Genomic DNA, 13,229 nt, shown 5'->3' with positions numbered 1-13,229 from the left:
TTTGAACGTGTCTATTTATATTTTTCTGTCATTGATTTGATGGCCGCTCTTGTATTGTCGATATATTGAACGGTCTCATCGTACTGCTCTGTAGCCATTCCGAGAAACAAAATGTCGATCATATACAGCTGTGCCAGCCTGGAAGAAGTTGCAGCACTCCTGAACGGCGCTTCGTTTGAAAAAGATGTGTGAAGCGACACGTCGCTAAGGGACGATACAGTCGTCTGTCCAAAGTGCGTAAGGCCGATGGTTTTAACGCCGCGCTCTTTAGCAAGTTTCAGCACATTGATGATTTCCTGTGTCTCTCCTGAAAATGAAATGGCGAACAGGACATCATCCGGATCCGCATTGGCAATCAGGGTTGCAACCAGATGCATATCTGTAAAAGCTGTTGCCCCTTTATTAATGCGAATCAGTTTTTGCTGGGCATCCTGAGCTACAATGCTTGAAGCTCCTACTCCGCAAAAATGAACGTTTTTAGCTTTAAGCAGCAAGCTGATCGCTTCTTTCAAATTTTCATGATCGATAATTTCTGCTGTATCCCGGATAATCTGAATCGTATTGCTCGTTGTTTTTTCAACGACTCTGTACAGGGATTCGGAAGGTTCAATATCACGGTACCCCTGTTCGACCGATTTCATCAGGTCGCCGGCAATGCGCATTTTGAGATCCTGAAATCCTTTTAAGCCAAGTGATTTGCAGAGCCTGACAACTGCTGCCCCGCTTGTTTTTGCTGACGTGCTTAATTCACTGACCGTGCTGTTTACTACTTCATGCGGATGCTGCAAAATGTAATCAGCAAGCTTCTGCTCGGACTGCGGGAGCTTGTTCAGCATGGTTTGAATGATGGATAATCCGCCTGTTGCCATAGGATTCGCTCCTTAAGATGTATGGAGTGAGATGGCTTTTCGTACATCCCCATCCGCACGATTTAATAGGTTTGATGCTTCTTCCAATGAAGTGTTTGTTTTGATCATGACAATCGCAGGCTTCACTTTAAGCCCTGCTTTTTCAAGCGTTTCTTTTGCAAGCTCATATTCCGCATCCGTCACCGTTTGGATGATGCTGATTGCTCTCTCCTTCAGCTTGTGGTTGCTGACATTCACATCGACCATAAGATTTTCATAGACTTTTCCGATCTTGATCATTGTCGCTGTTGAAATCATGTTGAGCACCATTTTATGAGCCGTTGCCGCTTTCATCCGGGTTGATCCGGTGACCACTTCAGGTCCCACGACAACTTCAATGCCGATATCAGCAGCTTCAGATATCAACGCATCCTTGTTGCAAGAAAGTGCGACTGCATTTGCCCCTGTTTGTTTGGCATAACGAAGGGCCCCAATCACATAAGGTGTCCGGCCGCTTGCTGCAATGCCGACAACCGTGTCATCTGCCGATAGATGAATCGCTTTTAGATCAGCCACTCCAAACTCTTCTTTATCTTCTGCTCCCTCTACAGCACGGACAAATGCTTTCTCTCCGCCTGCAATCAGACCGATCACTGTATCAGGTGACGTGCTGAACGTCGGCGGGCACTCAACCGCATCAAGAACTCCAAGTCTTCCGCTTGTGCCGGCTCCAATGTAAATCAATCTTCCTCCCTTCTTTAACGATTCATATGCACATTCAACGGCGGCCTTTATTTCAGGCAAAACCTCCTGCACAGCAATCGCCACTTTCAAATCTTCATTGTTCATCATTGAAAGAATTTCGAGTGTATTTGCGCTGTCAATATTCATAGTTTGTTCATTTCTCAATTCTGTCGTTAATGAACGCAGCTGTTTTTCCATAAACGGGTGATGCCTCCTAATAAATAAAATTCTCAATTTTCAGTATATTGCATCTTAAACATAATTTCAAATTAATATTTGTTTTTATGAAATTATGTTTCAGATTATATGTAAATGATAGCGCTTTTATGACTAGACGGCAAGAGGAAATGTTTTGAATAAACGTGTGTTCACGAAATAAAAGTAGGTAGAAAAGCACGTTTTTCCACTAAAAAAGAAATGACATTGAGGCCATCCGTACTGAAATAGATTTCATTTTCTTTCTGAGTAGTTATATTGAATGATTTTTGCATTTTTATATAAATGGAAGACTACTTTAAGCATCACTTTGCGGTATGGAAATCTTTACTTCTAAAGATTTAACAGAGTTTCATGATACGCTGGAGCTCTAGCGTTCCGCATGCCAAAATTCACGGAACCGGGCTCTGCCCAACTCAAAAGATCTGCATAGAAAAACAGCCAAGGATTTACATCCCGGGCTGTTTTTCTGCCTATACTATTCTTTTTTCTTTCGCTTCTTTGATCCAGTCAGGAAATTCGTTCAGCAACCGATCATAGAGCTCCTCATCTTTCATAGTATCAATGTCCTGAACATGGAAGAAGTTCGCGTTATCAATGAATCTTCCTTCCATCGTGTCAAGGTTTTCGAGCACTTTGAAGTTTGAATCACCAACTCCGACAAACTGCCAGAAAATCGGTTTGTCCGAAGACGCGACAACCGGCTTTTTGATCGTGCTTTTGCAGCCGCCGTCATTAATAAACACAATAAAAGCGGGATCCTTGCTCGGGTCTTCTTTTAAATATTTATTCATGACGTCGTACATAACAGGCGGTTCATCGTTGCGGCCGAATTTATGTATCGTATCGTTTGATAAGATTCTTTCATTGACATAGTTTGCAAAATCTCTTTCTGTTACAGAAGGCAGTCTTGAAAACTCATTGTCATAGACCCACACATCAAGCATGCCGTCATCATCAAATTGGCTTGCGACTGCAAGGATGCGTTCCACCACTTTTTGAACGGTTCCATTTTTATAGAGGGTTCTCATTGAACCCGATATATCAAGAACTAATCCGACTCTTGCGACGACTCCGGTGAGCTTCTTTTTTTCAAGAACGATGCCGGCGGTTTTTTTCATTAAGTTAATTGAACTCACAATTTTTATCCCCTTTGCAATCTATTAAACTTCTAATCCGTAATTCTTGCAAAGTGCTGCAAGTCCGCCAGAAAAACCGCTTCCAATTGCATTGAACTTCCAGTCCTGACCATGTTTGTACAATTCACAAACCACTACAGCTGTTTCAACAGAAAAATCTTCCCCCAAGTCATAACGGAGCACTTCTTCTGAATTATCAGCATTCACAACACGCACAAATGCGTTTGATACTTGTCCAAAATTCTGATGGCGGCCATCTGCATCATGAATCGTTACCGTAATACCAATTTTCTCAACATGGGAAGGCATCAGCGCGAAATCAATGATCATTTGCTCATCATCACCGTCCCCTTCTCCTGTACGGTTATCCCCTGTATGCTCAACAGCGCCATTTGGACTTTTTAAGTTATTGTAAAAAACAAATTCCAGGTCGTTTTGAACCTTGCCGCTTCCATCTGCAAGAAAAGCCGATGCATCAAGGTCAAAGTCTTTGCCGCCTGAATACTTATTTGTATCCCAGCCAAGGCCAATAATGACTTTCGTTAAACCGGGGTTTGTTTTTGTCAGATCAATCCGCTGTCCTTTTGATAAAGAAATTGACATATTCATCACCTCGTAAAGTATTTTCCAAAAAGGAAGTCTGCTTCCATTGTACTACGAAATCCGTAAAAAAAAGTTTCAAAAAGAAAGATTGTCCGATTTTTTAGAACACATTGAAATCGATGGGAATGTTTGAGACCAAAGAGGGAGTGGAAAAGTTTAAGACAACCATTTAAGGAGGCTAACCATGCAGCAGCATAAATTGTACATTAACGGTGAATATATAAACTCAACTTCAGAGGAAACAATTGATGTCGTAAATCCAGCAACGGAAAAAGTCATCTCCAGAATCTTCGCTGGTACAGAAGACGATGCAAACAAAGCCATTGAGGCAGCATACGAGGCGCAGAAAAAATGGGAGAAAGTCCCCTCTGCTGATAGAGGTAAAATTGTACGCGAGCTAGGCGATAAGCTGAAAGAAAGACGCGGAACGTTCATTGAACTGCTGAGCGAGGAACAGGGCAAGCCATATGAACAGGCAAGCGGCGAAGTCGATACCGCAATCGACTACTTCTATTATATGTCCGAATGGGCACGCCGGATTGAAGGAGAAATTATTCCGAGTGACCGTCCAAATGAGAACATTCTGATGTTCAGAAAACCAATCGGAGTAGTAGCAGGAATTGTTCCCTGGAACTTCCCGGTGTTTATTTTGGCAAGAAAAGTGGCAACTGCCCTGATTACCGGCTGCTCGATCGTATTAAAACCCAGTCAGCAAACACCGAATACGGCAGCTGAATTCACTAAGATTATCGCTGAAATGAAAGACATCCCTGCAGGGGTCTATAATTTCATAACCGGAAAAGGATCAACCATCGGCACAGTAATGGCCTCTCATCCTAAAGTCGGCATCATTACAATGACCGGCAGTGTGAAGGCCGGAACGAAAGTCATGGAAGCAGCAGCCAAAAACATAACAAAAGTCAATCTGGAGCTTGGCGGCAAAGCACCGGCAATCGTAACGAGAAACGCTAATATAGAGACGGCTGTGAAAAGCATCAAAACGTCCCGCATCACAAACTCAGGCCAGGCCTGCACAAATGCAGAGCGAGTATATGTTCATGAGGACATCGCAGAAGAATTCATTGAAAAAATGACGCAGGCGATGAAAGACACGAAGCTTGGCATGCCGAATGATAAAGATGCTGAAATGGGTCCGCTTGTCAGTCAGGACCGTCTCGATCTTGTTCATGAAATGGTGGAAAAGGCTGTTCAGCGCGGTGCGAAAGTTTTAACCGGCGGTAAACGGGCAGATATGACCAGCGGATTCTTCTACGAGCCGACTGTTATTACTAACGTGCAGCAGGATTCAGAAATCATTCAGGAAGAAATTTTTGGACCGGTTCTTCCAATCATGACATTTAAAACGCTTGATGAAGCGATTGAGCTTGCCAACGATTCAGATTATGGACTGTCTTCTTCTATTTATACAGACAATGTGCATGAAGCGATGAGAGCAGCCAATGAACTGAAATTCGGCGAAACATTCATTAACCGTGAAAACTTTGAAGCCATTCAAGGCTATCATGCAGGTCTTCGCAAATCAGGACTTGGCGGAGCTGACGGAAAACACGGAATCGAAGATTTCACTGTAACACATGCAGTGTATATGCAATATGACGATGAGAAGCAATGATCGGAATGCGTTCAGACAAATGTCTGGACGCTTTTTTTTTCATAAATCCCCCTCAAATGGAGCATGATTAAAAAAGGAGGGATCTGTATGTTATATTCAAAACCGCTTAGAATTCTTTTGCTCATTCTTTCTTGGGGCAGTCTTCTTTTCCTGAAACGTGCTTCTGCAAAACGATTTTCTCCTGCAGCCATTTTAGCATCGCTGCTTTTAACTGTGGAATCGATGATTGCCGTTCCCTATAAATTATGGACAATCAAAGGCGGCTTAAAAAAACGGTTATGGGGAGATCTCAGCTTTATTTTAGGTCCTTTCTTTTCAGGGACCCTGTGGATTTTCCACCTTACATACGGGAAGTTTTGGAAATACATGCTGTTAAATATAGTTTTTGATTTTCTATTGGCTTACCCTCTTACCTTTTTGTTTGAAAAATCAGGATTGTACCGCCTGAAACGATTAAGCAAGAATCGTTTATTTTCTCTGTCTTTGGTTTATGCAGCTGTAATATACGGGTATCAGCGATTTTTGGAAAAACAATCTTCAAGAATGAGTGAGGAATCATGAAGGGGAATGGTCTATTTTCCACAAGAACCCAATAAAGATAAAGAGGAACAAGCGAAAGGGTGATTTGGATTGGAGAAACAAGAAATAGCTCAATATGAGCTTGAGAAAAGAGTAGAAGAGCTGTCAAAAAAACTTGAGAGATTGGAAGCAAAAAGTACACGGAGCAGTATTTTCGGACCGGACATATGGGTTCTTATTCCGGTTGCAGCCATAGTGATGTGGGGTTTATCTAACATTTTCAGCTAATAAAACAGCAGGGAAAGACTTTAACGGGTTAGGTTACGAAGTTTAAACGGATAAATAACACGGAAATAATATATCAAATAAGCATACTGATCCGCATAGGAATTGGTATGCTTTATTTGTGGCAACATAAGGATTTACAATTTTTCATTTCTATATACTCACCTCAACTTAACGTTCATTCTTTTCAATTTTCCAAATCAAATTTTCAGGTTTGTCCTTTTCAAGAAATGTTAAACAATAAACTTTATGAAATTCTTTATCCCCAAACTCCACTTTATGATTCAGCTTCCATTCAAGACTTCCGTAATCACTGAAAAGATCCTGCTCATCCGTGTTTTCAACAAAGAAAAGTTTTTCCTTATTGATCACATTCCCGTTTCTTTTCTTAACTTCCATATAAACATGAATACTCCTTACCTCATGATGACAAATGATGGTACATACGTATTTCTTATTAGGGCTGCTCTTCTTTAGCAGCGGATAGATGTTTTCATAGCCTGTTTTTTTTATAGTGTTATAGATTTCTTCTAAATCAGGTAAATCCCAATTCAGTTCTTGGGCAGCTTTTTTCATCCCCTTATGGACAATCTCAAGGATTTGTTCTTTTTTTTCCCTATCAGAGGTCAAACCTAAGATTCCTTCAACATTTGCAACAACAAAAACAGGAAAGTAATCAAATATGATATGTGCAAACGCATCGATCTGCTCTTTTTGTTTTAGATTCTCTACACAAAAAATCTGAATTCCTTTATCTTCTTTTGCAGTTAGTTTTGGCAATAGACGGCTATATAAAAATGTGATACATCTTGTTTCATGGAAAAAAGCCCAGTTTAAATCCTTGTTCTTTGGAACATAAAGTTGAATATCTTTAATGCGAGGCATTGTTTAATCTCCTTAACTGAAATTCCCTGCTATTTCACTAAAAAGAGTCCTTGTTGAAAAAATGACACTCGATTATGGTTTACAATTTATTAAATCATACGTTTGTATCTCAAGGAACTATACCCTTCTTCCTTTTCTTCATACTGAAGTTTAAACCCCTTAGCTTCATAAAATGGAATTCCTTTAAAGTTTCCTTTCTGCACTGAAATCCATTGTTCTTTAGCATTAAATTCTTTTTGCTGCTTAGTTATAGCATTAAGTAAAAGAGTGCCAATTCCTTGATTGCGTCTTTTGGGATTTAGATATAGGGCATAAATTTCTCCTGAAATATCGCTTATCATTCCTCCACCGCCAGCGCCAATTACCATGTCATTTTGAATAGCAACAAAATACCCGCCCCAAGATCTATCTGAAGCTGTAACATCTTCTAATAGTCTTTCGCAACTGTAATATTCTCTGATCACTTTTTCTAAATATTCTTCTGAGTATATATGCCCGTATGTTGCCCAGTTTGCCACTCTGCAAACTTCTGAAATTCCTTGCACATCTGTGGTGGCTGCTTTACGAATTTGTACCAAAGATAATTTCTCCATTTCAGCATGTCATTTTAGTCCAGTTGAAAAAATTCTCTTCTTTTATATGGGAATTCTCCCTAAAATAGCCGATTTCCTTCTTCAACAATCTTTCCTATCGCAATCACGACGAAAAACACACCATTTTAGCTGCTAAATGATGTGTAGATTACTTTGCGATATCCTTTTTTGCACCACTGAATGAACCCATTAGGACAAAAAATACCGTATTATTTTTTGTTCCGAATCATGCTTATGATATTCAGAAGTACTGCTGCGGCGATCACAATGACTGTCACCACTACGGTTCTCTTAATCGAGACTGGGTCTTGTTGCACATATATTGCGATATATGCCCAAATGAATACGAGCGGATAATAGATGTCATTATTGTTGAATGTAAACCATACTGCCAGGACTGCCCCAACTACCAGCATGATAATCGTCCATGCCAGTTCATTTAGTCCGAGGAAGGACCCGATGCCGTTTGTATAAAAGAAAATAAAGAAATTGACGATCGTTGCAACCGAAATCCATCCTAGATAGATAGAAAATGGTGTGCGCATCATCCATTTAGCATCCGGTGATGACTGGATTCTCGTATATACTGTAATCAGCGAGATCAGAAGGCCAAGCATGACAAGAAGAGAAGCTGTAAACAATTCATAATGGAAAACAAAAATCCAAAGACAGTTAAACAGACAGCTGATAAAAAACCAATAGCCGATCTTTTCATAGACTTTCCGTTCCGCGTCTTTCACAAAAAATAGCCTTACCACCCAGATTCCGAGCAGCAAATAGATCAAGCCCCAAATCGAAAAAGCATATCCGGCCGGAGTGAACAGCACTGGAATACTGTCTGACACTTCACCGGTCGTCTGCCCGTTAATCGGCAGCGCATTTGCGAGATAATTAACTGCGATGACAAGGATGTACCCAATAACATTTATAAGGGCTAAAACTGAAAAACGCTTCATGATGTTCTCCTCCCTTTCCCCTCTAGTTTATTTTGCTTGTCTTTTTTTAATACCCTAAAAAATGATACATAAAAAAAGTGAGCGCATCGAAGAGAAAAACGTGTTACTTTCCAGAACCGGACAATTACTTTCCAACATGCTGGAATTACCAGCTGGAATGAAAAAAATACTTGCTGTTTTTAATAGAATACTAACTTATTTCCATTTCCCTCCTAAAAATAAGAAAAACGCAGGAATCCGTGATCCCTGCGAAAGTCTTCATCATTTAGTTTTATAAAAAAAGCGTGAAAGTCCAATACCAACTGTCCCGAGTGCGATAAACAAAATAGCCCGCAGGACAATTGAGAGAGAAACAAGATCGATGAGAACCAGCTTGGATAACGTGAGAAACAGCAGGCCGATTCCTAAAATCCGCACCTTTCGATGGTTTTTCAAAACGCCATAGACGACACAGACGACCGCATATATAGCCCAAATTCCTGTAACGGACATCATTCTTATTTCAAATGACATATTTGAAGCAGCCGCAAGAGTGAGCATGGTCGCAAAAATAAACGTCGTAATCACTAGGACTGCAAACAAGACGGCATTCAGAAACCGGAGCTCACTTTCCTTGAATTCAGGTCTGTATTTTCGAAGCATTAGCTTCAATGCGATCAATGATGCAACAATACTCATCCAAACGGCTGTTTCATAGGACCATACATGATCAATCACCTTAGTGCAGCTCGCTAAAAGGCCAATAACATAGACAATCAAACCAATATATTTTTGAATGTTCCCTTTCACTGCGAAGCCCACATATAACGCAACGAGTCCATGCAGCAGAAGCAAAAGACTAATTTGTTCTGCCCCTGTTACTTCTACTATATAAATGCCTGCAGCATAAGTAGCGATTGGGGCAAATATATCCAGCTTCTCTGTCTCCATTTTTTTTAAGAAAAGCCAGACTGCAGCTCCTGCATACACAGCGAAAGCAGCGCCTAAAAATCCTAAATAAACGGTCTCATCCGCAAGAGCCTGAAACCAGAAATGCGTGAGGACAAAGCTGATCAGCACCAATGTTTTTTGCTGCAGCTGATAAAACGATTGGATAAAGTAAGTCAGCATAAGCCCCGCATGCTGAAAAAGAATCGCTGATAAAATAAGGGTACTGTGCTGATCAGGAGCAAAAGCAGCAAACACAAACAGCGCCGCATGCAGCAGGAAAAAGGAAGAAAAGTATAGGACAATGTATCTTTTCTTCATTGCATACACCAAAAGTCCGGCATAAAACAAAAATTCATAAGCGACAAATAAAAGAGCATTGTTTGATTCGCTTTCCACTAAAAACGGCACTAAAAATCCGGCAATCCCAGCTAAAACGGCAACCGGCTGAGAACGATGCCTGTGAGAAAGAAACATGCCGGCACTTACCCAAATCACATTTAAAACAAAAGCAAGCGCTGAAGGAATCAAGCCGTATAATACATTTGCCGAAAATGTGGATAAGATGAAAATAACAATAGCTCCTCCGAGCAAAACCTGTCCAAGTGCCGCTCTTCCTTTCCGGATTTGCCATTCCCCGCCTGCAATCAGAGCAGCAGAACTCAAAAAGCCAAGCATGCATTTTACTTCATCCGTAATAAAACCTTCATCTGATGCGGCCTTAAACGCCCATAAAACCCCAAGCAGCAAGACCAGAATAAATACCCGCGGAAGCCAGACTTGTCCAATCACCCGCTCCCAGTCAACCGGTTCTGCCTTTATTTTTGGGGCAGCCGGCCTTCTTTCAGCAGAAACCGGCTCTTGTGCCTGATAGACAGTTTTCGCAGCAGGGGTTTCTCCTTTAATTTGATTCAGCTCAGCTCGAAGTTCACTTACTTCTTGCTGCAAATGCCTCATTTGCGTTTCCATTTCATCTATTTTTCTTTCTAAATTCATACGTCACCTCTGCCCTCTTTCTAAGCTTCATTATATGGCAAAAAATAGGGAATGAATAGTTCTTTGAATTTCCTATTTTTTATCATCTAAAGTCACTTTTTATCATATACCTTAATCATTACGAAAAAAGGAGACGGTAAGGTGAAAGGACAAGTTCGGCTGCTTCCTCATAAATACGGACCGATTGTGAAAAATGTAAAAGCAAATTCTGATGGGGTAGAAATGATTCGTGCTCCAAAGCTCTGGGCACAAGGGGTAAAAGGAAAAGGAATTACGATTGCGGTGCTGGATACGGGCTGTGATGTGAATCATCCTGACCTGAGAGGGAATATTGCCGGCGGCCGGAATTTTACCACTGACGATAATGGAAACCCTAATAGCCTGACAGATTATCACGGCCATGGTACACATGTATCGGGCACCATCGCGGCGGCAAGGTATGTGGGAGTTGCGCCTCAGGCAAAGATTCTTGTAGTAAAAGTGCTGGCGGGTGAAACAGGCAGCGGAGAATATGCGTGGATTACAAACGGCATCTTATATGCCATTGAACAAAAAGTAGATGTGATCTCCATGTCACTTGGCGGACCTTCAGATCACTCAGAAATGCGCAAAGCTGTTAAAAAAGCGGTTGCCAATCAAATCGCGGTCGTCTGCGCAGCAGGAAATGAAGGAGATAACGACAGCAGAACAGCCGAGTTTTCTTATCCGGGATCCTATAACGAAGTCATTTCGGTCGGATCAATCGGCTTCGGCAAAACTTCGTCGCCGTTTTCAAACTCTAATAATGAAGTTGATCTCGTGGCACCTGGCGAAAAAATTGTCTCTACCATCCCGGGAGGAGAATATGCGGCATTCACCGGAACCTCGATGTCAACACCGCATGTTGCGGGTGCCATTGCATTAATTAAACAGCTTGAACAAGAGGAATTTGACCGCAAATTTACAGAAGCAGAAGTATATGCGCAATTAATCAAGCGGACCATCCCCCAAGGAAATCCAAAAACGCAGGAAGGCAATGGACTTGTTTATTTAACTGCACCGGATTTGCTGAGAGAAAGTGTTGAGGAGAACAGGCTAATTGAAGAATAATATGATGGCCATCGCCTGGAATATGGTGATGGTTTTTTTCTCTCAGGAAAAATTTCTAGAACCTCCCACAGCGTTTAAGTATTCCTTCCATTTCAAAAATTTCCTGTAAAACATAAAAAACCCCAGGCTTCCCTAGGGATTCTCATTTATCTATTTCGTTAACAGCTGCAAAATCATCTCTGCATCCTTTTCTTCCACGTTCATTTCATCAGCAAGCTTTGCTGGATTTTCAGCGAGTGCAGGACTTTTTTTGAGGGCAGCAAGCGCCTGATAGCAAAGGCTGATCGGCGTTTTTTCAATACGGGTGCTGATAATTCTGCATACTCCGCTCTTTTTAGTCTTAATAGCCCCGAACTGCTCGAGCTGATCGAGCTTTTGCATGGCGGAGCGCCTTGAAACGCCTAGTTCATCTGAAAGTTCGCTGATTTGATAGTTCACATTACCATCCGCATCTCGTTTGACAAGCAAATAGCCTAATAGTTTTGAATAGATTCTTGATAGATTTACTAATGCTCTGTCATTTATGTTCATATACCTGCCACCTAATCCAATCTGTTACAAATAAGTATACATATTGTCTTAGTGCGAATGTTTCATATCATCGTTTTGTAATATAGTTTTCATTGTTTTGTTATAAATTTGTGAGTTTTTAGGAGGAAAAAACATGTTAATTAAAGCTAACGACCTAAAAAGCGCAGAAATTTCAGTAAAATCTGAAATTAATGATTGAAGAAATGGAAAGTTGAGTTATAATTTAATGAATAAAAGCATAAAAGCGTAAAAGCACAATCATTAATAGGGGGCATTACAATGAATTGGAAAACAAAGCTTGGCATGAGTGCTGCAATCTCAGCAATGATCATCTCAGCGGGATGCGGAAGCAAAGATACGGCAGGCAGTGCAGAAAGTGAAAAGACGTATCAAGTCGGGGTTACTCAAATTGTAGAGCATCCTTCTCTGGACGCTGCATTGGAAGGATTTAAGAAAGCGCTTGATGAAAAAGGATTAAAAGTTGATTATGATGTCCAGATTGCTGGCGGGGATCAAAACAACAGCCAGACGATCGCAAGCAATTTTGTCGGAGATGACGTTGACCTTATTTTCGCGAATTCAACGCCAAGTGCTCTAAGCGCACTGAATGCAACAAAAGATATACCTATCGTCTTTACATCCGTAACGGATCCAATTGGAGCAGGACTGGTTAAAACCTTTGAAGAGCCTGGAGCGAATATTACCGGTACAACCGATACTCATCCTGAAGCGATACCAAGCACGGTTAAATTCATCGATGAAAATGTCGAAGGCAATAAAATCGGAATGATTTACAATTCTGGAGAACAAAATTCAGCTGCGCAAATCGATCTTGTTAAAAAAGCGATTAAAGGAACTGACTTAGAAATCGTTGAGTCATCAGTTTCCACTTCTGCTGAAGTCAAACAAGCGGCTGAAGCACTTGTCGGAAAAGTGGATTCCTTCTATATCATTACTGACAATACGGTCGTTTCAGCATTAGAATCCGTTATCTCTGTAGCAGGCGATGAAGATATTCCCCTGTTTGTCGGTGAACTTGATTCAGTAGCACGCGGAGGATTTGCCGCTTATGGATTTGATTACAGCGACATCGGCTATGAAGCAGGATTAAAAGCAGCCGAAATTTTATCCGGTGATAAAGAAGCAAACGAAATACCGGTTGATTTCCCGCAAAAGCTTAAACTTCAAATCAGCAAAAAAGCAGCTGAAGCAATGAATGTTGAAATTCAGGAAGATTGGAAAGATGCAGAGATTATCGACTAAGG

Annotated in this window: 14 protein-coding genes; 5 read left to right on the top strand and 9 right to left on the bottom strand. The window is 41.1% G+C overall.

The genetic code is table 11. The features are described 5' to 3' along the window. Positions 1 to 11: 11 nt before the first annotated feature. From ABEQ24_RS01835 to ABEQ24_RS01820, 4 genes are all read right to left on the bottom strand, one after another. On the bottom strand, positions 12 to 869 hold the full coding sequence (locus ABEQ24_RS01835; protein WP_430005171.1) for a MurR/RpiR family transcriptional regulator: 858 nt from the start codon (positions 867 to 869) through the stop codon (positions 12 to 14). Positions 870 to 881: 12 nt separating this feature from the next. After that, positions 882 to 1,790: an N-acetylmuramic acid 6-phosphate etherase gene (murQ, locus tag ABEQ24_RS01830; protein ID WP_430005170.1), complete on the bottom strand. Its 909-nt coding sequence runs from the start codon at positions 1,788 to 1,790 to the stop codon at positions 882 to 884. 491 nt (positions 1,791 to 2,281) lie between these two features. Then, entirely contained in the window at positions 2,282 to 2,947 is a 666-nt protein-coding gene (locus ABEQ24_RS01825) for a vWA domain-containing protein (protein WP_430005169.1), read from the bottom strand. Between the two features lie 24 nt (positions 2,948 to 2,971). Beyond that, on the bottom strand, positions 2,972 to 3,550 hold the full coding sequence (locus ABEQ24_RS01820; RefSeq protein ID WP_430005168.1) for a TerD family protein: 579 nt from the start codon (positions 3,548 to 3,550) through the stop codon (positions 2,972 to 2,974). A 184-nt stretch (positions 3,551 to 3,734) separates the two neighbouring features. On the opposite strand from ABEQ24_RS01820, the gene aldA reads away from it, so the two are divergent. The 3 genes from aldA to ABEQ24_RS01805 all read left to right on the top strand — a co-directional run bounded on the left by aldA (position 3,735) and on the right by ABEQ24_RS01805 (position 5,990). Then, on the top strand, positions 3,735 to 5,183 hold the full coding sequence (gene aldA, locus ABEQ24_RS01815) for an aldehyde dehydrogenase (protein WP_430005167.1): 1,449 nt from the start codon (positions 3,735 to 3,737) through the stop codon (positions 5,181 to 5,183). An 87-nt stretch (positions 5,184 to 5,270) separates the two neighbouring features. Then, positions 5,271 to 5,744: a hypothetical protein gene (locus tag ABEQ24_RS01810; RefSeq protein ID WP_430005166.1), complete on the top strand. Its 474-nt coding sequence runs from the start codon at positions 5,271 to 5,273 to the stop codon at positions 5,742 to 5,744. Positions 5,745 to 5,813: 69 nt separating this feature from the next. Next, the gene (locus ABEQ24_RS01805) at positions 5,814 to 5,990 is read left to right on the top strand and encodes a hypothetical protein (RefSeq protein ID WP_430005165.1); all 177 of its coding nucleotides are present in this window, start codon (positions 5,814 to 5,816) and stop codon (positions 5,988 to 5,990) included. A 168-nt stretch (positions 5,991 to 6,158) separates the two neighbouring features. Here ABEQ24_RS01805 and ABEQ24_RS01800 read toward each other — a convergent pair whose 3' ends face one another. The 4 genes from ABEQ24_RS01800 to ABEQ24_RS01785 form a co-directional block, all read right to left on the bottom strand. Then, positions 6,159 to 6,872, bottom strand: coding sequence for a hypothetical protein (locus tag ABEQ24_RS01800; RefSeq protein WP_430005164.1), 714 nt, complete (start codon positions 6,870 to 6,872; stop codon positions 6,159 to 6,161). Between the two features lie 89 nt (positions 6,873 to 6,961). Then, a complete protein-coding gene (locus ABEQ24_RS01795; protein ID WP_430005163.1) occupies positions 6,962 to 7,450 on the bottom strand; it encodes a GNAT family N-acetyltransferase in 489 nt (162 codons plus the stop codon). Positions 7,451 to 7,674: 224 nt separating this feature from the next. After that, positions 7,675 to 8,421: a TspO/MBR family protein gene (locus ABEQ24_RS01790; protein ID WP_430005162.1), complete on the bottom strand. Its 747-nt coding sequence runs from the start codon at positions 8,419 to 8,421 to the stop codon at positions 7,675 to 7,677. Positions 8,422 to 8,682: 261 nt separating this feature from the next. After that, positions 8,683 to 10,344 (bottom strand): DUF2339 domain-containing protein, encoded by a 1,662-nt coding sequence (locus tag ABEQ24_RS01785; protein ID WP_430005161.1) that lies wholly within the window; start codon positions 10,342 to 10,344, stop codon positions 8,683 to 8,685. Between the two features lie 141 nt (positions 10,345 to 10,485). Here ABEQ24_RS01785 and ABEQ24_RS01780 point away from each other — a divergent pair, with 141 nt between their 5' ends. Beyond that, positions 10,486 to 11,433, top strand: a complete 948-nt coding sequence (locus tag ABEQ24_RS01780; RefSeq protein ID WP_430005160.1) for a S8 family peptidase — start codon at positions 10,486 to 10,488, stop codon at positions 11,431 to 11,433. A gap of 150 nt (positions 11,434 to 11,583) precedes the next feature. On the opposite strand, the gene ABEQ24_RS01775 is transcribed toward ABEQ24_RS01780, so the two are convergent. After that, positions 11,584 to 11,964 carry a hypothetical protein gene (locus ABEQ24_RS01775; RefSeq protein WP_430005159.1) on the bottom strand — a complete coding sequence of 127 codons (381 nt, stop codon included), beginning with the start codon at positions 11,962 to 11,964 and terminating at the stop codon, positions 11,584 to 11,586. Between the two features lie 279 nt (positions 11,965 to 12,243). Between ABEQ24_RS01775 and ABEQ24_RS01770 the strand changes: the two genes are divergently transcribed. After that, positions 12,244 to 13,227 (top strand): ABC transporter substrate-binding protein, encoded by a 984-nt coding sequence (locus ABEQ24_RS01770; protein WP_430005158.1) that lies wholly within the window; start codon positions 12,244 to 12,246, stop codon positions 13,225 to 13,227. Positions 13,228 to 13,229 lie beyond the last annotated feature (2 nt).

The sequence above is a fragment of the Metabacillus idriensis genome (genome assembly GCF_050483325.1).
Lineage (GTDB): Bacteria > Bacillota > Bacilli > Bacillales > Bacillaceae > Bacillus_P > Bacillus_P idriensis_A.
This window is presented reverse-complemented; position numbering and strand designations above follow the sequence as displayed.